This is a genomic window from Bradyrhizobium sp. Leaf396 (genome assembly GCF_001424605.1).
Classification (GTDB): Bacteria; Pseudomonadota; Alphaproteobacteria; order Rhizobiales; family Xanthobacteraceae; genus Bradyrhizobium; species Bradyrhizobium japonicum_C.
In genome coordinates this window covers 269,121-290,248 of record NZ_LMQJ01000034.1, presented here as the reverse complement: position 1 = coordinate 290,248, position 21,128 = coordinate 269,121, and the positions used below count along the sequence as shown (strand labels likewise).

The 21,128-nt window shown below is 64.1% G+C and carries 19 protein-coding genes; 9 read left to right on the top strand and 10 right to left on the bottom strand.

Annotated elements, in window-relative coordinates; genetic code table 11:
* Positions 1-5: 5 nt before the first annotated feature.
* Positions 6-929, bottom strand: a complete 924-nt coding sequence (locus ASG57_RS26040; protein ID WP_057198109.1) for a polyprenyl synthetase family protein — start codon at positions 927-929, stop codon at positions 6-8.
* A 161-nt stretch (positions 930-1,090) separates the two neighbouring features.
* Between ASG57_RS26040 and mtgA the strand changes: the two genes are divergently transcribed.
* The 3 genes from mtgA to ASG57_RS26025 all read left to right on the top strand — a co-directional run bounded on the left by mtgA (position 1,091) and on the right by ASG57_RS26025 (position 2,916).
* Positions 1,091-1,765, top strand: coding sequence for a monofunctional biosynthetic peptidoglycan transglycosylase (mtgA, locus tag ASG57_RS26035; RefSeq protein WP_024336957.1), 675 nt, complete (start codon positions 1,091-1,093; stop codon positions 1,763-1,765).
* Positions 1,766-1,931: 166 nt separating this feature from the next.
* Positions 1,932-2,114, top strand: a complete 183-nt coding sequence (gene rpmF / locus ASG57_RS26030; RefSeq protein WP_007598106.1) for a 50S ribosomal protein L32 — start codon at positions 1,932-1,934, stop codon at positions 2,112-2,114.
* Between the two features lie 142 nt (positions 2,115-2,256).
* Positions 2,257-2,916 (top strand): hypothetical protein, encoded by a 660-nt coding sequence (locus ASG57_RS26025; RefSeq protein WP_057198233.1) that lies wholly within the window; start codon positions 2,257-2,259, stop codon positions 2,914-2,916.
* A gap of 6 nt (positions 2,917-2,922) precedes the next feature.
* Here the strand turns inward: ASG57_RS26025 and ASG57_RS26020 are convergent, their stop codons facing one another.
* A complete protein-coding gene (locus ASG57_RS26020) occupies positions 2,923-3,183 on the bottom strand; it encodes a hypothetical protein (RefSeq protein WP_024336959.1) in 261 nt (86 codons plus the stop codon).
* Between the two features lie 221 nt (positions 3,184-3,404).
* Here ASG57_RS26020 and ASG57_RS26015 point away from each other — a divergent pair, with 221 nt between their 5' ends.
* Positions 3,405-5,099 (top strand): bifunctional diguanylate cyclase/phosphodiesterase, encoded by a 1,695-nt coding sequence (locus ASG57_RS26015; RefSeq protein ID WP_057198107.1) that lies wholly within the window; start codon positions 3,405-3,407, stop codon positions 5,097-5,099.
* Positions 5,100-5,197: 98 nt separating this feature from the next.
* Here ASG57_RS26015 and ASG57_RS26010 read toward each other — a convergent pair whose 3' ends face one another.
* The 7 genes from ASG57_RS26010 to ASG57_RS25980 all read right to left on the bottom strand — a co-directional run bounded on the left by ASG57_RS26010 (position 5,198) and on the right by ASG57_RS25980 (position 14,783).
* Positions 5,198-6,706 (bottom strand): tripartite tricarboxylate transporter permease, encoded by a 1,509-nt coding sequence (locus ASG57_RS26010; RefSeq protein WP_024336961.1) that lies wholly within the window; start codon positions 6,704-6,706, stop codon positions 5,198-5,200.
* 3 nt (positions 6,707-6,709) lie between these two features.
* On the bottom strand, positions 6,710-7,195 hold the full coding sequence (locus ASG57_RS26005; protein ID WP_024336962.1) for a tripartite tricarboxylate transporter TctB family protein: 486 nt from the start codon (positions 7,193-7,195) through the stop codon (positions 6,710-6,712).
* Positions 7,196-7,372: 177 nt separating this feature from the next.
* Positions 7,373-8,350 (bottom strand): tripartite tricarboxylate transporter substrate binding protein, encoded by a 978-nt coding sequence (locus ASG57_RS26000; RefSeq protein WP_057198104.1) that lies wholly within the window; start codon positions 8,348-8,350, stop codon positions 7,373-7,375.
* A 204-nt stretch (positions 8,351-8,554) separates the two neighbouring features.
* Positions 8,555-11,422, bottom strand: coding sequence for a PAS-domain containing protein (locus tag ASG57_RS25995; protein WP_057198102.1), 2,868 nt, complete (start codon positions 11,420-11,422; stop codon positions 8,555-8,557).
* Between the two features lie 204 nt (positions 11,423-11,626).
* Positions 11,627-12,502, bottom strand: a complete 876-nt coding sequence (locus tag ASG57_RS25990) for an acyl-CoA acyltransferase (RefSeq protein WP_024336965.1) — start codon at positions 12,500-12,502, stop codon at positions 11,627-11,629.
* A 40-nt stretch (positions 12,503-12,542) separates the two neighbouring features.
* Positions 12,543-13,523 carry an amino acid--[acyl-carrier-protein] ligase gene (locus tag ASG57_RS25985; RefSeq protein WP_057198100.1) on the bottom strand — a complete coding sequence of 327 codons (981 nt, stop codon included), beginning with the start codon at positions 13,521-13,523 and terminating at the stop codon, positions 12,543-12,545.
* A gap of 42 nt (positions 13,524-13,565) precedes the next feature.
* On the bottom strand, positions 13,566-14,783 hold the full coding sequence (locus ASG57_RS25980; RefSeq protein WP_024336967.1) for an acyl-CoA dehydrogenase family protein: 1,218 nt from the start codon (positions 14,781-14,783) through the stop codon (positions 13,566-13,568).
* A 359-nt stretch (positions 14,784-15,142) separates the two neighbouring features.
* Between ASG57_RS25980 and ASG57_RS25975 the strand changes: the two genes are divergently transcribed.
* The 3 genes from ASG57_RS25975 to mtnA all read left to right on the top strand — a co-directional run bounded on the left by ASG57_RS25975 (position 15,143) and on the right by mtnA (position 17,699).
* Positions 15,143-15,415 (top strand): phosphopantetheine-binding protein, encoded by a 273-nt coding sequence (locus ASG57_RS25975; RefSeq protein ID WP_057198097.1) that lies wholly within the window; start codon positions 15,143-15,145, stop codon positions 15,413-15,415.
* Positions 15,416-15,683: 268 nt separating this feature from the next.
* A complete protein-coding gene (locus tag ASG57_RS25970; RefSeq protein ID WP_057198095.1) occupies positions 15,684-16,559 on the top strand; it encodes an S-methyl-5'-thioadenosine phosphorylase in 876 nt (291 codons plus the stop codon).
* A gap of 33 nt (positions 16,560-16,592) precedes the next feature.
* Positions 16,593-17,699, top strand: coding sequence for an S-methyl-5-thioribose-1-phosphate isomerase (gene mtnA / locus ASG57_RS25965; protein ID WP_057198093.1), 1,107 nt, complete (start codon positions 16,593-16,595; stop codon positions 17,697-17,699).
* Positions 17,700-17,781: 82 nt separating this feature from the next.
* On the opposite strand, the gene ASG57_RS25960 is transcribed toward mtnA, so the two are convergent.
* The gene (locus tag ASG57_RS25960) at positions 17,782-18,417 is read right to left on the bottom strand and encodes an HAD-IA family hydrolase (protein WP_057198091.1); all 636 of its coding nucleotides are present in this window, start codon (positions 18,415-18,417) and stop codon (positions 17,782-17,784) included.
* Between the two features lie 109 nt (positions 18,418-18,526).
* Between ASG57_RS25960 and ASG57_RS25955 the strand changes: the two genes are divergently transcribed.
* Together ASG57_RS25955 and ASG57_RS25950 are read left to right on the top strand one after the other, a co-directional pair.
* The gene (locus tag ASG57_RS25955; protein WP_024336972.1) at positions 18,527-19,285 is read left to right on the top strand and encodes a S1 family peptidase; all 759 of its coding nucleotides are present in this window, start codon (positions 18,527-18,529) and stop codon (positions 19,283-19,285) included.
* A gap of 125 nt (positions 19,286-19,410) precedes the next feature.
* Positions 19,411-20,913, top strand: coding sequence for a flavin-containing monooxygenase (locus ASG57_RS25950; protein ID WP_057198231.1), 1,503 nt, complete (start codon positions 19,411-19,413; stop codon positions 20,911-20,913).
* The last annotated feature ends 215 nt before the right edge of the window (positions 20,914-21,128 follow it).

Here is a 21,128-nt window from a genome sequence, read left to right as displayed (position 1 = left end):
GCGCGTCAGTTCTTCCGTTCGGCGACGAAGCGCGCCGCAGCCTGCAGTACCCCGGCGCGGTCGCCGAAGATCGACACGGCGCTGTCCGCCCGCGCGAGCAGATCGCGCACGCGCTGCTTGGCGCCTTCGATGCCGAGCTGGGTGACGAAGGTGGTCTTGCCGAGCGCTGCGTCCTGGCCGGAGGGCTTGCCCAGCGCGGCCGCATCGCCCTCGACGTCGAGCAGATCGTCGGCGATCTGGAAGGCCTCGCCCAGCGCGCGGCCGTAATCGTCGAGCGCCTGATATTCCTTCTGCGAGGCCTGCCCGAGGATGGCGCCCGCGATGCAGCCGTAGCGCAGCAGCGCGCCGGTCTTCATCTGCTGAATGCGGGCGACATCGATCGGCTCGTTTCCGCCGAAGCGGCCCTCGCCGGCGAGATCGAGGATCTGCCCGCCTACCATGCCGCCGATGCCGGCGCAGCGCGCCAGCGCGCGCGTCAGCAACAGCCGCACATTGGCGTCGCGATGGACCTCGTCGCGGGTGATGATGTCGAAGGCGAGCGTCAGGAGGCCGTCGCCGGCGAGGATCGCGGTGGCATCATCGGTCTTCTTATGCAACGTCGGGCGACCGCGACGCAGGTCGGAATTGTCCATTGCCGGCAGATCGTCATGAATCAGCGAATAGCAGTGGATGCATTCGAGCGCGGCGCCCACCAGCAGGGCCGCCTCGCGCGGCACACTGAACACCGCGGCACTCTCGACCACCAGGAACGGCCGCAGGCGTTTCCCGCCATTCAGGGTCGAATAGCGCATTGCGTCCATCAGTCGCTTGGGCCGGGCGATCTCGTCGTGCAGGATGTCGTCAGACAGCAGGCGCCCGAGCAGGGCTTCGGTGTCATCAGCGGTCTTGTCCAGACGTTTGGCGAAATCGGACGGGGACGTGCCGGTCATCAAGAAAGGCTCCAGAACTAAAATTCGGCGGGACAATCCTTTATGAACCGGCCCCAGTCAATCGTTTGGAAGGCCTAAAAAGTGCTGGAAAAGGTCCGGATTATCACAGACTTAATGGCTCAGCCCATGGCCGCGTTTCATCGAGCGCCGGAAAGGTCGATTTGCGCATCGTCAAGATCCTTCTCCTGGTGCTCGCAGTCGCAGCTCTTGCGCCCTATGTCATTGCGCCGTTCTACCGCACCGGGCATCCCGTTTCGACGCTGATGGCCTGGCGCGCGCTTCGCGGCGCGCCGATGCACCGAGAGTGGATCGATCTGGCGAACATGTCGCCCTACCTGCCGCGCGCCGTGGTGGCGGCCGAAGACGCCCATTTCTGCAAGCATCACGGCATCGACTGGGGTGCGCTGCGCGAGGCGATCGACGATGCGCAGGAGGACGGCACCCCGTTCCGGGGCGCCTCCACCATAACCCAGCAGGTCGCAAAAAACCTGTTCCTCTGGCAGGGGCGGGATTTCGTCCGCAAAGCACTGGAATTCCCGCTGGCGCTCTGGATCGATCTCGTCCTCCCCAAGCCGCGGATTCTCGAAATTTACCTCAACATCGCCGAGTTGGGCCCGCAGGGGCAATTTGGTGTCGAGGCGGCCAGCGCCTATGCCTTCGGCAAGTCGGCCGGAAGCCTCTCTCCACGCGAGGCCGCGCTTCTGGCCTCGATCCTGCCGAATCCCGTCAAACGCAGTGCCCGGAGCCCTGGCCCAGGTGTCCGGCGGCTGGCGGCCACCTATATGGCGCGGGGGCAGGCAAGCTCGCTTGCGACCTGCTGGCGGGAAAATCGCTGATTTCGGACCCATTCCGGGCGTATTTTCCGGCCCAAGAGCCTAGCTTTACGGCCTGCCTTCCTCTATAAGCCCGGCCTTGATCGGCATTCAGCTCGCCTCGTATTGCGGGTGCTGAGCCGTCCTTCGCGGACGATGCCCTGAACACCAATCCCTAGAGGATATTGAAATGGCCGTTCCGAGAAGAAAAACCTCGCCGTCGCGCCGTGGCATGCGCCGCTCGGCAGACGCCATCAAGAAGCCGACCTATGTGGAAGACAAGGACTCCGGCGAGCTCCGTCGTCCGCACCATCTCGACCTCAAGACCGGCATGTACAAGGGCCGTCAGGTCCTGAAGAAGAAAGAGTCCTGAGGGCAGGATCTTTCTTCAGGCGGGAGGATTGGGCCCGCCTGATTTTGGCCAACCCATGAGCTAGACGGTGACGGCGGCGGAGCGAATGCTTCGCCGCTGCATTGCTCTGTCCGGATATCTTGATCGAGAAGGCATCTCGCCGATGGTCGGTTTCCCGCTGCTTCTGATTCCGCTTGCGGTCTACAACATCATCGCCTTCCTGATGCCGACCGTGTCCTTTACGGACGTGCTGTTCACGGTGCCGATGATGTCCGGCGAGGTCTGGCCGGTCACACTCGCCGACCTCCTGCTCGCACTGGGCGTGGTGTTGCTGCTGCTCGAAGTGGTCAAGGGCGCGCGGCCGGGCTCGAAATTCCTGATGGATCACTTGCTGTCGCTGATCGTGTTCGGTGCTGCTGCGGCCGAATTCGTGATGTGGCCCAAATTCAGCAACTCCACCTTTTTCCTGCTGGTGCTGCTGGCGATGGCCGACTTCCTCGGCGGCATTGCCCAGCGTACGCGCCGGCGCGTCACCTATGTCGCCGAGACGACAGTACCCGCGCCACGCAAGGTCAAGCGCAAGGCGGAGACGCCGGCGGATGATGCGGAGGCTCCCTCCAAGTTCGAGCCGGTGATCGCGCCGCAACCGGCGCCGGCACCGGTAGAGCCGCCCGCCCCCTCGGCGCAATCCGTCGCCGAGTCCGTGCTGATGGATCATCCCGCACCGAAGCCGGCGCAGGGCGCTCCCTCGCCGGAAATACCCTCGCCCCATCTTCAGCCGGGCAACGGTACGCCACCCGCGTCTGATACGCCGCCGCGCTGATCGGCCTCAGGCCACCTGCCGTGTTCGTGCGGCGACGCTTCCGAGCGGACGCTTGCTGCCATATGCCGTCCGCGCATCCTCGGAAGAGGCACGGCGGAATCGGCTCGTCTGGGGCGGACATTCGGCGTTGGCGATGAGCTGAGTGATGAAGCTGGGGTCGGGCCGCGGCAGGGGCGCCTTGTGAACCCATTGCAACGTCGGCATCACCGCCACCAGAGCCGTGCCCGTGCCGTTGTCCGCCGCGTCAGACCCATCGGTACTCAACATCGCATTCACCGTTGACCCGGCGAGATTGTCGCGTTTCGGGACGCGAGCGCCGGTGCGAGTCCTGTACTCGCAAGGCCTATGCCGGCCGGGCCGGCTTGGTTCCCCACGCCAGGGAAACGTGGTTTCCAAATTGTTTATCAACTTTGCCTAGGGTCGGGGGCGAATCTGGCTCTATCCTGTGCCGGCTCAGGACTTCTCCACTGTCCCGAAACGAGGCGATTTTGATCCCCACACTGCCGCAAGCCTCAGACATCCTGGCCGCGCTTGGCCAGGCCGTGTTCGCCTGGGACATCGCCAGCGATTCCATCGCCTGGGGCGAGCAGGTCACCAGCATCTTTCCCGGTATTCCGGCCGAGCGGCTGGCGACCGGCGCCGAATTCGCCAAGCTGATCGAGCCCGCGCAAACGCTGCGGAGCGCAGCTCTGGCGCAGACCTCCGCCGTGCACGGCGCCGATGGCACGCCGTACCGGGTTGAGTATGGCGTACGCATGAACGCCTCCGACCCCGTGGTCTGGGTGGAGGAGACCGGCCGCTGGTTCGCAGGCCCCGATGGCCGCCCCACGCGTGCGATCGGTGCTGTCCGCATCAACAACGAGCGTCACGCCCGCGACGAAGAGCTGGCCAAGCTGGCCCGGCTCGATCCGTTGACCGGCGAGCTCAACCGCTCCCATCTGCTCGGCGCGCTGGCAGAGGCGATCGAGGAGGCGACCCGCTTCCGTTCGACCGCCGCCTTCATGCTGGTCGGGATCGATCATCTCGCCCGAGTCAACGATGCCTTCGGCTTCGATGTCGCCGATGCCGTGATCCTCGATGTCGCCAAGCGGATTCGCGCGCGTCTGCGCGGCGGCGACGTGCTTGGTCGCTTCTCAGGCAACAAGTTCGGCCTGATCCTCAAGAACTGTACCGTCGACGACATGAACGTTGCCGCGGAGCGCTTCCTCGCCGGCATTCGCACCGACGTGGTGCCGACGAAATCAGGCCCGGTCTCGGTCACCGCGTCGATCGGCGCGGTCAGCCTGCCGCGCTATGCCCGCAACACCGATGAAGCCGTCAATCGCGCCCATGAGACGCTTGACGCTGCCAAGCGCCGCCGCGCCGGCTCGTTCGCGGTATGGCGTCCGGATGCTGCGCGCGACGCGCAGCGCCGGGTCAACATCCGCGTCACCGACGAGATCGTCACTGCGCTCAACGAGCGGCGCATCAGGCTAGCCTATGAGCCCGTGGTCTCGGCCGTCTCGCGCGAGCGCGCATTCCATGAATGCCTGGTGCGGATGGACCAGGGCAACGGCCAGGTGCTGCTCGCGCCCGACATCGTGCCGGTCGCCGAGCGGCTCGGCCTGATCCGCCTGGTCGATCATCGCGTGCTCGAACTCGTGGTCGCCGAGCTCGCAGCCGCACCCGACGTCTGCCTCAGCCTCAACATCTCGCCTGATACGACGATGGATCCGGACTGGTGGGCGGGGATCGAATCGCTGATGCTGGCCCATCCCGGTGTTGCCGAGCGGCTGATCATCGAGATCACGGAGACGGTCGCGATCCAGGACATCGACGATGTCCGTGCCTTCGTCAGCCGCCTCAAGCATTTCGGCAGCCGTATCGCCATCGACGATTTCGGTGCCGGCTACACCTCGTTCCGCAATCTGCGCAAGCTCGGCGTGGACATCGTGAAGATCGACGGCGCTTTCGTGCAGAACATCACCCATTCCGCCGACGACCGCGCTTTCGTGCAGACCCTGATCGATCTCGCCCGCCGCCTCGACATCAAGACGGTGGCGGAATGGGTGCAGGACGAAGAAGCAGCGAGCATGCTGCGCGACTGGGGCTGCGACTACATCCAGGGCCGTCTGATCGGGCTTGCCTCGGCCGACCGCCCATGGGGCGCTCCGCCGGACAGCGCGCTGCCTGCGGCGGGGTAAGAGCCGCAAGTGGCTTCGCCGAAGGCGTAACGCACCGCGTTGGCCTCCTTGGAGGGAGAGGTGGACTACGCCTTCGGCTCATCCACCCTGCAGGTTCCTCACGCCCCCTCGTCCAGCGCAACGAGCTCGCGCTTCTTGCGCAGCGCGGGCAACAGCGGCGCGATCAGCAGCACCAGCGCGAACGCAAGACACGCCCCCGAGATCGGACGCTGCACGAAGGTCCAGAGATCGCCCTGCGACAGGATCAGCGACTTGCGCAGATTGTTCTCCATCATCGGCCCCAGCACGAAGGCGAGCACCAATGGTGCCGGCTCGAAGCCGAGCTTGCGCATGAAATAGCCGATGATCCCGAACGCGATCATCACATAGACGTCGAACACGTTGTTGCTCGAGCAGTACACGCCGAGGATCGTGAACAGGATGATCAGTGGGAACAGGATGTTGTAGGGCAGCTTGAGCAGCTGCACCCACATGCCGATCATCGGCAGGTTCAGGATCAGCAGCATGACGTTGCCGATATACATGCTGGCCACGATGCCCCAGAACAGGCCGGGGTTTTGCGTGATCAGCAGCGGTCCGGGCTGCAGCCCGTGAATGACGAACGCCCCGAGTAGCAGTGCCATCACCACATTCGGGGGGATGCCAAGCGTCATCAACGGAATGAAGGCGCCGCCCGCCGCGGCGTTGTTGGCCGACTCGGGCCCGGCGACGCCCTCGATCGCGCCATGGCCGAAACGCTCGGGCGTCTTCGACAGGCGCTTCTCCAGCGCGTAGGAGGCGAATGAGGCCACCACCGCGCCGCCGCCCGGCAGGATGCCGAGGAAGAAGCCGAGGACGGTGCCGCGGCCGACCGGACCCGCGCTCGCCTTCCAGTCCTTCCTGGTGGGCAAGAGATGAGTGATCTTGGTGTTGATGATGTCGCGCTTGATCGCCTGCTCGGTGTTGAGCAGCACCTCGGCAACACCGAACAGGCCCATCACCACCGGCACCAGGCCGATGCCGTCGATCAGCTCCATGCGGCCGAAGGTCAGCCGCGGCTGCGCGGTGATGCTGTCGAGCCCTACCAGCCCGAGCACGACGCCGATGCATGCCATCAACAGTGCCTTAGGCATCGAGCCCTGCGTCAGGAAGGTGAGCACGACGAGGCCGAGCACCATCAGGCTGAAATACTCGGCCGGACCGAATGCGATGGCGACGCTGGCAAGCTTCGGCGCGACCAGCATCAAGGCGATCAGCGCAAACGTGCCGGCGGCGAAGGAGCCGAAAGCGGAGATGCCGAGCGCGGGACCGGCACGCCCCTGCTTCGCCATCTGGTGGCCGTCGATGCAGGTGACGACGGAAGCCGCCTCGCCGGGGATGTTGACCAGGATCGAGGTGGTTGAGCCGCCATACATTGAGCCGTAATAGATGCCGGCCATCATGATGATGCCGGATTCGGGCGTCCCGGAGAGCGTCACCGGCAGCAGCAGCGACATCGCCGAGATCGGCCCGATGCCTGGCAGCACGCCGACCAGAGTGCCGATGAAGACGCCGATGAAGCAATAGAGCAGGTTGATCGGCAGCAGCGCGACGCCGAAACCATGGGCGACGTTGACGAGCGTATCCATGGGTCAGCCGATCCCGAACAGGCCTGAGGGCAACTGGATCAAGAGCAGGCGCTTGAGCACCCACCACATGCAGACCGGCACCAGCACGGCGATCGGAACCGCCAGCGTCCAGCGCACGGGATCGATCAGGCGCAACAGCAGCAGCATCAACGGGATCGACGACAACAGGAAGCCCAACGGCTCAAGGGCGAGGGAGAATGCGATGAGGCAGGCGATGAGGAGAAGCGGCTTGCTCCAGCGCACATTCTCCCAGCGTGAGGCCAGCGTCGGCCCGCCCTCGGTGATCGCCGAGACGATGATGGCGCTCGCGAACACGCACATCAGGATTCCGGTGTAGAACAGCACGTAGCCGGAGCCGGGATCGTTGATGGTGCCGAGCCTGAGCTTCAGCCCCGACCAGATCACGAAGCCGCCGAGTGCGAGCCCGATCAGCCCGCCCCAGAGCTCGGAGTTGCTGAGGCGGAGTTTGACATTGGTGTCGTTGTTCATATGACGAACCTTATGGGTCACCGTCACCCGAACGCAGCGGCGAAGCCGTTGTCCTTGAGGTGGCGGGTCGTAGCGAGGCCCTCGAAGGGGCGACCGTGCCCGGTCCATCCTTCGAGGCGAGCCGCCAGTGCGGCTCACCTCAGGATGACGTCAGCATCTGTGGCAGGCAGCCGAACCCTACTTCTTCGCCAGCCCGAGCGTGTTGATCACCTTGCGCTCGGAATCCGTGACCTCGACGACGAACTTCTTGTAGTCCTCAGTGTTCTTGTAGTTCGGCACCATGTCGTATTTGGCGAGCGTCGCGATCACCGCGGGGTCCTCGAGGGCCTTCTTGAAGGCATCGTGCAACTTGCCGACGATCTTGGGATCCATCCCCTTCGGGCCGGCGATGCCGAACGGAGAATCATAGACCATGGGATAGCCGAGCTCCTTCAGTGTCGGCACATCGGGGTAATTCGGCGAGCGGGCGCCGGTCCACACCATCAGCAGCCGCAGCTTGCCCGCGTCGACCAGCGGTCGCCATCCCGTGGAATCAGCCTGAAGCATGGTATGCTTACCGAGCACGGCGGCATTGGTCTCTGCACCTCCCTTGAACGGCACCTGCGTCAGCTTGATGCCGGCCATCCCGGCGATCTGCTCCATCCCGATATGCAGCGAAGTGCCGGCGCCGGGCGTGGCGTAGGTCACCTTGCCCGGATTCGCCTTGGCGAACTCGACCACGTCCTTCCAGCTCTTGAACTGCGACTCCGCGCTGGTCGTCACACCGAAGGTGTAGCCGGTGAGATGGACGATGTAGGTGAAATCCTTCGCTGGATCCCACGACACCTCCTGCATCAGCGGAAGACGGAATACCGTGATTGGGATTTGCGAGATGGTGTAGCCGTCCGGCTTCGCCGCCGCCGCCATGGTCGCAGGTCCGACCGTGCCGCCGCCGCCCGCCTTGTTGTCGATGACGATCGGCTGCCCCAGGGTCTTCGAAGCACTGTCGGCGATCGCGCGCATCGAGATGTCGGTCGATCCGCCGGCCGGCCATGGCACGATCAACGTGATCGGCTTGGTGGGATAGTCCTGCGCGCTGACCGCAGTGGGGAGCAATGCGCCCATCACAGCGTGCAGCGCGGCAAATGCGATCGTCTTCAGCCCGTGTCCCGACATTGAAACCCCTCCCTCGCAGCGGCGTCTCTTGCACCGCCGCCTCTCGTTCTTGTGAGGCGATTGTTCCTGAAATCAAGAGAGAAGAAAAGCACATTGCGCACGCCCTGTGAGGAAGCCGGTGAGGCAATGTCGGCAAAGCCGGTCTGTGCGACAATTCGTCGTCAGGCTTCGTGCCGAGTGACGGAATTTGGCGCCGGGAAGCGGTCAGGCCACGCGCCGGACCATGCTCAGTGTCTCGATGGTGCGGCCGACGTCGGATGCGAGACATGGCTTGCCGAAATAATAGCCTTGGACGGCGGTGCAGCCGCATTCGCGGACGAAGTCGAGTTGCTCTTCCGTCTCCACCCCCTCCGCCGTGGTCTCGACGCCCAGCACTGAGCCGAGGCTTGCGATGGTGCGGACGATCGCAACGCTCTCCGGGCTCTCCCCGAGCGTGCCGACGAAGGAGCGGTCGATCTTGATGCGGTCGAAAGGAAATTTTCGTAAGTAGCTCAGCGATGAATAGCCGACGCCGAAATCGTCGAGGCTGACGCGCACTCCTAGCGCGCGAAGCTGGTGCAGGATCTCGATCGTCGCCTCGCTGTCATCGAGCAGCGCCGTCTCGGTCACCTCGAGCTCGAGCCGTTGCGGCGGCAGGCCGGCTTCTGCAAGCGCGCTGGTGACCATCCCGACCAACCCGCGCGAGCGGAACTGCACCGGAGACAGGTTCACCGCAACGGCGACGCCGGGCCAGGACGCGGCGACCGCGCAGGCCGTGCGCAGCACCCATTCGCCGATCGGCACGATCAGCCCGTTCTCCTCCGCAATCGGAATGAACTCGGCGGGAGAAACGATGCCGCGTGAGGGATGTTTCCAGCGCAGCAATGCCTCGAAGCCGGTGAGCTCGGAAGAATCGAGCCGCATCTGCGGCTGGAACACCAGGTGGAACTGACGACCCTCGAGCGCGCCACCCAGATCCTGCTCGAGCGCGTGCCGGCTGCGTGCTTCTTCCTCCATCTCGGGCTCGAACAGCTGATAGATTCCGCGTCCCCTGGCCTTGGCCTGGTACAGCGCGAGGTCGGCGCACTTCATCAGCTCGTCCGCGTCGAGCCCGTGGTCAGGTGCGATCGCAATACCGACAGACACGCCGACATGGACTGATTGACTTTCCAGCGGCGGAGGATGACCGATGATGTCGACGAGACGGCGGGCGAGCTCCTCAGCCGATTGCGGCTGTGGTCCGCGCTGCAGGACGGCGAACTCGTCGCCGCCGAGGCGCGCGACGGTATCGTGTTCGCCGACGTTCGCTTTCAGCTGCGCTGCGACCCAGCGCAGCAGGCGATCGCCTGCGGCGTGGCCGAGGCGGTCGTTGACGGTCTTGAAGTTGTCGAGGTCGAAGCAAAGCACGGCCATGGCGCCGCCGGCGACCGCAACCTGGTTCAGTCCCTCAGCCATCTTCTCGCGGAACAGCGTGCGATTGGGCAGGTCGGTGAGCGAATCGTGCCGCGCCATGTGCGCCACCCGGGCCTGGGCCTTGTGGCGCTCAGTGACGTCCTCGTAGGTGACGACCCAGCCGCCGTGCTCCATCCGTTTGTGATTGAGCTTGATGATGCGGCCGTCGCTCAAGTGCCGATGCAGCGTGTGCTCGCCCTCGCGCAACCGCTCGACATAGTCGGCATAGAGCTTGGCGCCGGTCGTGTTCGGGTGGATGCCGAGCTCGCAGCTGTAGTCCATGATCTCTCGCATCGAGACGCCGGGCTTAACGATCTCCGGCGACAGTCCGTACATCTCGAGATAACGGCGATTGCAGACGATCACGCGCAGGCTCGAATCGAGCATGCACAGGCCCTGGCTCATGTTGTTCAGCGCGGCATCGAAGCGGCGATACTGTTCGCTGAGCTGCTCGATGGCACGCTCGCGCTCGGTTATGTCCTCGTAGGTGGCGACGAAGCCGCCTTCGGCCAGCGCGCAATAGCGTACCGAGATCATCGTGTCGTCCGCCATGTGCCGGCGCATCGGCGATGAATCGCGGTTCGCAATGCTCGTCCTTGCGGCTTCCAGCAGCTGTTGCGGACTGTATTCGGACGAGAACGCGCCGTTTGCCATCGAGCGCTCGATCAGCTCGGCGAGATGCGTCCCGGGCCTGGTCTCCTCCGGCGACAGACGGTAGATCTTCCGGTAGGTGGTATTGCAGACGCGAAGGCGCATATCGCTGTCGAAGAAGGCGAGCCCGTGCGCCATGTTCTCCAGCGCCGCATCGAGAATGAAGTTCTGCCGCCTCAGCGTTTCCTCGTATTGCAGCCGCTCCGTGACGTCCTCGTGCACGGTCACCCAGCCGCCGTCGGGCAGGAAGCGGGAGATCGTCTGCACCATGCGTCCGTCGTAGCGCATCACCAGCAGGGATTTTTCTCTTTTGGCGCGCACGTCCTCCATTCTGGAGCTGTGAAACTCGTCGGCCGGCATCCCCGGCAGGTTGCCGCGCGATATCCAATGGTCGAGCACCGCGCGGTGCGAGACTCCCGGCTTCACGATTCCAGGATCGAGATTGTAGAGGTTGAGGAAGCGTTCGTTGCAGACGACCACGCGGCTGTCGGCGTCGTACATGATGAGACCGTGCGACATGTTCGCAAGCGCGTGCTGGCTGCGCTCCGTTTGCACGCGCAATTCCGCCTCGAGCCGGGCGAGTCGGGTGACGTCGTCGCAGATCGTCATCCAGCCGCCGCCGGGGAGAGGCTTCAGCTCGAGCGACATGACAAGGCCGCTCGCCAGCCGCTGCTCGGTGCGGAACGGCTTTCCGGCCGCGATCCGCGCGATCCGCGCCGAATAGAGCGCGTCGAGCTCGCTTTCCGGGAAGTTGCCGCGCCTGGCGCTGTGCGCGAGCACCTCTCGATAGCTCGTGCCGACGCGCACGATGTCGGCGGACATGTTGAAGAAGGAGAGGTAACGCTGATTGACCAGCAAGATGCGATTGTCGGCATCGTAGACGCAAACACCCTGCTCCATATGGTCGAGCGCGAGTTGGCTCAGCGCGACCAGGGCGTCCGGGCCCTGCTCGCGGAGTGCACCAAGCTCTTTGTCGCGGGTCGACGTCATCGGGCGGGACTCGGCAGGCAACAGACTTAACGCAACCTAATTCAGCTGCCGAGGCTAGCGAAGAGGCCGGAAAAATCCCTTAAGCGCGGTAGTTTACGGAGGATGACCGGCGATGCGTGGATGCGTATGAAGTAAGAGGTGCCTGCGTGGGCTGGCCAGATATCGTGCGTCGCCGGCACGGCAGCCAACTCTCGGCCGTGCCCTCTACGGCCCGTAAAGCACGAGCTCCGTGTCGGTGAGGTCGCCCAGAAGTGGCTGGTGCGGCCCCTTGAAATATTTGCGACCCCGTCGCTCGGTATAGATACCAACGAGGCCGGGAATTGGGCCATTGGAATCGACGGCGACCGAAATCTTGCCGAGCCGCAACAGCAGCCGGCCGATTCGGCCCGCGCATTCGGCGTATTCCGTCATGCTCCGGCAATAGATCAGCTTCATGGCGGGCGGGGCGATGAAGCCGCGGCGGATGCGCACCGGTTGCAGGATGAAGGGGAAGGTTCCTTTCGGCGTGCGGCAGACAAGGCTGAGACAATTGTAGCGCGCATGCCGCCTCAAGAGCTCGGTCTCGGCGGCGGAAAGTCCCTTGATCTCCTTGGCATGCGGCGGGATGACCTCGATCTCGCTCCACCGCGGCGCGCGCGCCAGCGCAGGGATCGAGAAGAATATCCCGCGGCAATAAGCGCGAAAGCCCTGCGTCTCGATGATCGGCCAGGTCCACGGCGCCGGGCTGATGTTGAAATAGGTGACGTCCTTGTGCCGCTGCGCGATCTTGGTCAGCAGCGGCGCGTAGTTGCGATAGGCCGGATCGACATACCAGCTCGACAGGTTGCACTGGACAGCCGTCTCCTCGCCACGCTGGCGCGCCGTGTAGATCAGAAGCAGCACGCCGACCGGCGTGCCGTCATCGTCGAGCATGTAGCCGAAGCGCGGATAGCCCTCCGGCACCGCTCGGAAGGCCTGCCGGCGCAGGCCCTGAATCCAGTATTCGCGTGAACGGCCGACGAAGCCGCGCGTCAGCAAGTCCGCGATCTTATCGACATCGGACTCCGTGATCTCGCGGCATCGGACCTTGGTATGGATCACGCTCGTCTTGCCCGTGGAAATGGTCAGCCTCGTGAGTTGCTTAGCGCCAGCCTTCGCCGTGAGCACCGGCCGCAACATGCGGCTGAAAGCCCAGGACGTCCTGCACCTTGGCGGGCCAGGCGGAAAGATCGGTGCCGTGGGTGTGGAACATGGCGACGGCCAGCCGGTCCATGCCAAAGGCAACGCAGCCGGTATGGGCCGGCTCGCCATTGGCGTCCTGGATTCCCCAGGTCGTGCCGAAATGTTCGCGGTGATAGTTGAAGCTCATGCAGGCCGTCGGCTGCTCGTCCGAGCGCAGCGGAATGAGGAGCTCGAACTTGAGTTGCTGCTGCTTCTGGCTCACCGCCTTCATCTGGCCGACCCGGCCGAAGAATGGATCGCTGGCATAGTCGACGCGGAAGGTGAGGCCGAGGTCACGCGCGATCGCCTGCGCCCGCACCATCCAGCGCTCGCGGAAGTCGGCGACGTCGTCGGGGCTGCCGATGCAGACATATTCGCGCATCCGGAACGATTGCAGGCGATCGAGATGCTTCGACGGCTCGCGGCGGAAGCAGTCGGCAGCGACATCGAAACGCAGGCCGCCCTTCGGCAACGGTCCGCGGCTCGCCGCGATCGGATAGACGGGATAGCAGGCGGCAGGCGACAGCACGAGGTCGGCTGGCGACAGTGAAGAGGTCCAGTCGCCGCCAGCATCGAAGCGGCTCACCGCGGCGTTGATCTCGCGTTCGGTGCCGTGCAGTCCGCAAACGCAGCCGAGCAGGTTCGGAAAGCTCTTGAGGTAGCCGGATTTCTCCAGCTGGGCGCGGCTCATCACCGGTGGAAAGCGCATCACTTCGGTGCCGGCTTCGCGATGGCTCGTGATCAGTGCGGCCAGCCGCTCGACGATGCCTTCATAAAGCGCGGTGCGGGCATAGACGCCGTCGGCGCCCATGCGGTGGAACAGCTTGTCGGCAAGATGATCGAGCGGATCGATCATCTGCGGCGCGGTATCGGGCGAATTGGGGAGGACGGCAATGCTCATAGGTCGGTGTCCTGCTATATGAAAAAAATTCTTCTTCTTGGTTCAGTCGCGAAGGCTCGTCGGCACGCCGCTCATCAGCGTCGATGTCGCGGCGTTGGAGAGAATACGGTCATTGTTGATCATGATCGGTGACGACAGCACGTCGCGCAGGTGGCGGCCCATGGTGAACTCGCCGTCGTTGCGGTAGCCGGAAAGACCCGCGGTGCGCATCGCATGCATCACCGTCTCGACCGCGAGCTCGGAAGCTTGCACCTTGAGCAGCGTGATCGCGGACTGGAAGTCGAGCGAGCTCAGCGCACGCTCGTCATGCTCGGCGCGGGCGAAAGCGTCAGTGTTGGCAGAGATCAGCGCGCGCAGCTTGGCAAGCGACATCTTGGCGGCGGTGAAGTGGGCCGCGGCCGGGGGCATCTGGCCGCCGGAAGAGCGCGCCGCCTTGCGGATGAAAGCCTGCGCGCGGGTCACGGCCGCAGCGGCGATGCCGGCCCAGGCCGACGACCAGCACAGATGTGCGAACGGGGTCATGGTCTGGGCGTGGATCTTGTCGTAGGATTCCGGGAAGACGCGGTCGGCAGGGCAATCGACCTTCAGCTCGAAGCCGGTCGAGCAGGTGCCGCGCATGCCGAGCGTTTCCCAGCCGAGCGTCCGCTTCAGCGAATAATCGTCCTTGGCGAGCGCCATCAGAACCTGGTCGGAGGCTGCGGCATCGGTGGCGCGGCGGGCGATGGTGACGAGGCCGTCGGCCTCGGCGCCGTAGGAGATCACGGTGGCATCGCGAACCAGGGAGACGGTGTCGCCAGCATGATCGACCGCGGCGGCGCTGGCGCGGATATTGCCGCCATTCTGGCCCTCGGTGGTGGAGGAGGCGAGCAGCCACTGGTCGCGGGCGACCCGGCGCATCATGGTCTCCATCCAGGGAATGCCATGGCCGTGCCTGATGACGCAGGCGACCTTGGTCTGATGCATCGCGTAGATCATCGCCGTGGAAGCGCAGGCGCGTCCGAGTGTGTAGCAGATGTCAGTAACGTCATAGATCGAGGCGCCGAAGCCGCCGAACTCGACCGGGATCATCACGCCCAGCAGCTTCTGCTCACGCGCGACGTCGAAGGCCTTGTGCGGGAAGCGGGCGTCGCGATCGACCCCGTCTGCGTCGGCCGCTGCCGCTGCGGCGGTCCGGGCGGCGCGCTCGGTCAGGGACGGGCCCTGCTCGAGAAAGCTCGCCTGCATTTCGTCGACAGTGAGGACTGCTTCACGCACGTTCATACTCGTCCGCCTCCGGTTTGCCGTTCGAGATCGCCAGCATCAGTCGCGATGCCGCCTGAAGCGATCTTCCGGCCATCTTTGCTTGTGAGACGAGGCTAGGGATTTAATTCAAATTCGTCGATGAAATAGAGGGTAAACAAAACCCAATTCCGAACGAACAGTTAAAGGCGGGTTGTTTGCATCACCAGATTTTCCAGCACCGCGTTAGGACTTTGGAAGAATCCCGGATTCCGGACAATCTGAGTCATCGTTTACTAAGAAGCGCGAAGTATTGCTGCCGCCCATTGCAGGACCGGCAGGCCGTGCCCATCGTAGCCGGCAGTCCGATCCGACCTCGATAGACACATGGGAATTCGCCGATGCAGGCCTTCGATACCGATTTGCGCAATCGCATCATCAAGCTGGTGAAGGATATCCTTGAGCAGAACTCGCTCACTGCCGACGTCACGCCGGAGGCAAAGCTAGTCGACGTCGGCCTGACTTCGATGGACATGGTCAATCTGATGCTCGGCGTCGAAGCCGAGTTCGACTTCACCATCCCGCAGTCCGAGATCACGCCGGAGAATTTCCAGTCGGTCGAGACGCTGGAGCGGATGGTCGCGACGCAGCTGCAGCTCGCGAACGCGGCTTAAGCCGGGCGCGCCTCTTTCTCCGCTATCGTCCCCGCGTATGCGGGGACCTATACCGCGGAATCTCGATCACTGACGATCGGAGTGCCCAACGACTGGTCTTTGCCTGCCTGTGGTTATGGGTCCCTGCGTTCGCGGGGGCGACACCAAATGTGAGGCTCGCCCCTCCGTCCCTCACACCACCGGCATCACCCGGCCACCCCGTTCCAAAACCGCCGCAAAACTGGCATAGCTCAGCCGTGTCACACGTGGCGGACAGGGTGGAGCAGGCATGACGCAGGCGATATTGGGGATCATCGGCGGCTCGGGCATCTATGACCTGCCGGGCCTCGAGGGGGCCCACGAAGAGGTGATCGCTAGTCCGTGGGGGGAGCCGTCAGCACCATTGCGGCGCGGCTCCATCGCCGGTCTGCCGATCGTGTTCCTGCCGCGGCATGACAAGGGTCACCGGCTTTCTCCCTCCGATATCAACTATCGCGCCAATATCGACGTGCTGAAGCGCGCCGGCGTCACCGACCTGATCTCGCTTTCGGCCTGCGGTTCCTTCAAGGAGGAACTGCCGCCCGGCACCTTCGTTCTCGTCGACCAGTTCGTCGACCGGACCCACAAGCGCGAGAGCTCATTCTTCGGCCGCGGCTGCGTCGCACATGTGTCCATGGCGCACCCGGTCTCGCCGCGGCTGCGGCTCCATCTCGCGGCGGCGGCTGACGCCGAGGGCATCGCGATCGCCCGCGGCGGCACTTATGTCTGCATGGAGGGGCCGCAATTCTCTACTTACGCAGAGAGCATGACCTACAAGGCCCTTGGCTATTCCGTGATCGGCATGACCAATATGCCCGAAGCGAAGCTCGCGCGTGAGGCGGAGATCTGTTACGCCACCGTCGCGATGGTGACGGATTTCGATTGCTGGCATCCCGATCATGACGCCGTCACCGTGCAGGACATCATTCGCGTGTTGACGTCGAACGCCGACAAGGCGAAGGCGCTGGTGGCGCGGCTGGCAAGGGATTTTCCGCGCGAGCACGAGCCGTGCCCGATCGGCTCCGACCGGGCGCTCGACACCGCGCTGATCACGGCGCCTGAGGCGCGCGATCCGGAGCTTCTGAAGAAGCTCGATGCGGTGGCGGGTCGCATCCTGCGCGGCTGAGGCGCAAGGCGAAGCACAAGAAGGCAGAATGCCATGAAGGTCGACGGCAAACATTTTCGCAGCATCTGGCGCGAGCGCGACGGCTGGTCCGTCGGCGCGATCGATCAGCGCCGGCTGCCGCATGAGTTCGTCATCGCGCGCCTGACCTCGTGTGAAGACGCGGCCGTTGCGATCCGCGACATGCTGGTACGCGGCGCGCCGCTGATCGGGGCGACTGCCGCCTACGGCATGGCCCTCGCGATGCGCGAGGACGCTTCCGACGCCGGTCTGAAACGGGCCTACGACACGCTCGTGGTCGCACGGCCAACCGCGATCAATCTGAAATGGGCCCTGGACGAGATACGCAGGACGCTCGCGCCGGTCGATCCCGTTGAAAGGGCGGAAGCTGCCTACGCGCGCGCCGACGAGATCGCCGAGCAGGATGTCGAGATCAATCGCGGCATTGCCGGCAACGGTCTGAAGCTGATCGAGGCGATTGCGGCGAAGAAGCCGGGCGAGACGGTCAACGTCCTCACGCACTGCAATGCCGGTTGGCTCGCCACCGTCGACTGGGGCACCGCGACGGCGCCGATCTATCTCGCGCACGAACGCGGCATCAACGTCCATGTCTGGGTCGACGAGACCCGCCCGCGCAACCAGGGCGCTTCGCTCACAGCCTGGGAGCTCGGCCATCACGGCGTGCCGCACACGGTCATCCCGGACAACACTGGCGGACACCTGATGCAACATGGCATGGTCGATCTCGTCATCGTCGGCACCGACCGCGTCGCCGCCAATGGCGACGTCTGCAACAAGATCGGCACCTATCTGAAGGCGCTGGCCGCGCATGACAACGGGGTGCCGTTCTATGTCGCGCTGCCATCGCCAACGATCGACTTCGCCGTCCACGACGGCATCCGCGGCATCCCGATCGAGCAGCGCAGCGGCACCGAGGTGACCGACATGACCGGCCGCACCGCGGACGGAAGGCTGGAGACGGTGCGCATCGTCCCGGAGGGGTCGCCGGTCGCGAACTACGCCTTCGACGTGACGCCGGCACGGCTCGTCACCGGCCTGATCACCGAGCGCGGCGTGCTGAAGCCGGATCGAGCCTCGCTGGCGGCTGCGTTCCCGGAGCGGGTCGCAGATGCTGCGGAATAGTGCAGTTTACCAGGCGAGATGTTGCCACGTCATTGCGAGGGGCTCTTGCGACAAGCAGCAATGACCAAGAGTGACGCGCCAGCTAGCCCAGCTTGAGGCCCGTGGCCTTCTCGAGCTCGGCGATGGCCTGGGCGCCGCTCGTCACTTTTATCGTCGTCATGCCCATCTCGCGCGCGGGCTTCAGGTTCACACCGAGATCGTCGAGATAGACGCAGTTGTTCGGATCGACCTTTAGCGTCTCGACCATCAATTGATATATCCGCGGGTCGGGCTTGCGCAGGCCAATCTTGGCGGATTCGATCACGTGGTCGAACAGCACCATGACCTCGGCGATGTAGAGGGAACGTCCGGTCATGCTCCCGATGGCGTTGGCCGGAAGGTTGTTGGTGATGCAGCCGGTCTTGAATTGCGCCTTGATGCGCTTCAGGGCTTCGACCATCTCTGGACGTAGACTGCCCTGCAGCAAGGGCAGCACATCGCGTCCGCGTACCTCCGCGCCCAGTGCAAGCGATTCCGTGGCGAATAATTCGTCGAAAGTGTCGATGTCCACCTCGGCCCGCTCGAACTTGGCCCAGGCGTTCTCCAGGTGGTTGGCGGCGTTGGTGCGCCGGATGATGTCGGCGGGCAGTCCGCGCTCGATCTCGAACCGCGTGAACGCCTCGAATGGTGAGCTCGTCAGCACGCCGCCAAAATCAAAGATCACAGCCTCGATCGCCAATGTCCTGCCCTCGTCAATTCCTTTCCAAGAGGGCTAGCATGCGCTATCGGCAAGAGCCAGTCCGAAGCCGTCCTCCTCCTCACCGGTGCTGTCGCCGGAGCGTGTTCCCATGACGAAGCTTGCCATGTTCATCGCTGCAGCGCTGCTGCTCGCCACGCCTGCCCGTGCCATCGTCGGTGGCGGCACGCCACAGGCCGATGGTGTCGCGCGTGCCGTCGTCACCATCGTCGGTTCGCGCGGCAATTTCTGCACCGGCAGCTTGATTGCACCACGCGTGGTCCTGACGGTCGCGCACTGCGTGCAACCCGGCGCCGACTACAAGATCGTTGATCGCGGTGCTGACGGCCAGCCGCAATTGTTGAACGTGCGTACGGTCGCGATTCACCCGAACTTCAACATGCAGGCGATGCAGGCGCACCGCGCCACCGCCGACGTGGCGCTGCTGCAACTGGAAATTCCACTCAAGGGAAAATCCACGGTGACAGTCGGCATGCCGACGATTCCAATCCAGGTCGGCAGCCGCTTCGTCATCGCCGGTATCGGTGTCACCGTTCGTGGTGACGGCAAGAGCGGCGGCATGACGCGCGTTGCCGGCCTCGTTGCGACCGGGCGGCCCGGTACGCTCCAGGTTCGCCTGGTCGACCCCGTAACCAACGGTGTTCGCGACGGAATTGGCGCCTGCACCGGCGATTCCGGCGGCCCGGTATTCGAGGACAGGCCGGGCGGTCCCGTGCTTGTCGGCCTCATCAGCTGGTCCACTGGGCCGAACGGCACGGCTGGTTGCGGCGGATTGACCGGCGTGACGCCGCTGACGCTCTATCGCGAGTGGATCTTGCAGGCCGCGCGGAGCTGGGGTGCGGCACTGTGATTTGACCGCGATTTGATCTATGTCATTTTGAAGCGGAAGCGCGGCGGGTGATCATGCCCGCTGCGGAGGAAACGCGCCGCCCAGTCAAGGGCGGCCACAAAAACAAGCAAGGCATAGAAGCAACAATGAATGTCGCTGTTCGCAGTCACGCCACGGCCAAGCAGGTTTCTGAACATTTCGACGTGTTGATCGTCGGCGCCGGCATCTCCGGCATCGGCAGCGCCTATCATCTCACGAAGCAGCTTCCGGGAACGAGCTTCGTCATCCTGGAAACCCAGGCGACGTTCGGGGGCACCTGGACCACGCATCGCTATCCAGGCATCCGCTCGGACAGCGATCTCCATACCTTCGGCTATCGCTTCAAGCCCTGGGTCGGCCCGCCGATCGCGACCGCCGAGGAGATCCTCGCCTACATGAACGAGGTGATCGAGGAGAACGATCTCGCCAAGCACATTCGCTACAAGCACAAGATCAATTCCGCGAGCTGGTCGAGCGAGCAGAACCTCTGGACCATCGAGGCGGTGACGACCGACACCGGCAAGCCCAGGACCTTCACCGCCAACTTCCTCTGGATGTGCCAAGGCTACTATCGCCATTCCGAAGGTTACACGCCGGAATGGAAGGGCATGGATCGCTTCAAGGGCCGCATCGTCCATCCGCAGACCTGGCCGGATGATATCGACTTGACGAACAAGAAGGTGGTGGTGATCGGCTCGGGCGCCACGGCGGCGACGCTGGTGCCGAACATCGCGGACAAATGCGCGCATGTCACCATGCTGCAGCGCTCGCCAACCTACTTCCGTCTCGGCCGCAACGCCATCGAGATTGCGGAAGAGCTGCGCCGGCTTCAGGTCGATGAGGCCTGGATCCACGAGATCGTGCGGCGGAAGATCCTGTTCGAGCAGGATGCGTTCACGAAGCTCTGCGTATCCAAGCCCGAGCAGGTCAAGAAGGAGCTGATCGGCCAGATCAGCGCCGTCCTGGGTCCCGATTACGACGTCGAGACGCACTTCACGCCGAAATACCGGCCTTGGCGGCAGCGCATCGCCTTCGTGCCGGATGCCGACCTGTTCAAGGGAATCGCCAGCGGCAAGGCCTCGGTCGTGACCGACGAGATCGAATGTTTCGTCGAGAATGGCATCCAGCTCAAATCGGGCAAGCTGCTGGAAGCCGATGTCGTCGTCACCGCGACCGGTTTCAATCTTGCGGCGCTCGGTGACATCGCGTTCGAGATCGACGGAAAACCGCTCGCCTTCGGCGACACCGTCACCTATCGCGGCATGATGTTCACGGGCGTGCCCAACATGGTCTGGGTGTTCGGCTACTTCCGTGCCAGCTGGACCCTGCGCGTCGACCTCGTCGCCGATTTCGTCTGCAGGCTGCTCGGACACATGAAGGCCAAAGGTGCGAAGAAGGTCGAGGTCCAGCTGCGCCCCGAGGACCACAACATGCCGATCCTGCCCTGGATCGATCCGGAAAACTTCAATCCCGGCTACATGATGCGCAACATGGACCTGTTGCCCAAGCGCGGCGACAAGCCCGAGTGGCAACACAGCCAGGATTACTGGACCGAGAAGGACGAGATTCCGAAGACGGATCTGGACGACAAGGCGTTCGTCTACGGGTGAGGACGTTGTCGGTGTAGCGGGGGAGCGCTCGCTACACACTGTCGTCCCGGGGCGCGAAGCGAACCCGGGACCATAGCGACAGGGACTGGTTACGAAGCGAGCGGGTCACTCAGGTCTTCGCCAAACCTCTTCCTGTGGCTATGGGGTCCGGATTTGCGCTTCGCTTGTCCGGGACGACAGCGGTTGTTGGACCAGCGGCGTCTCAACCCATTCAG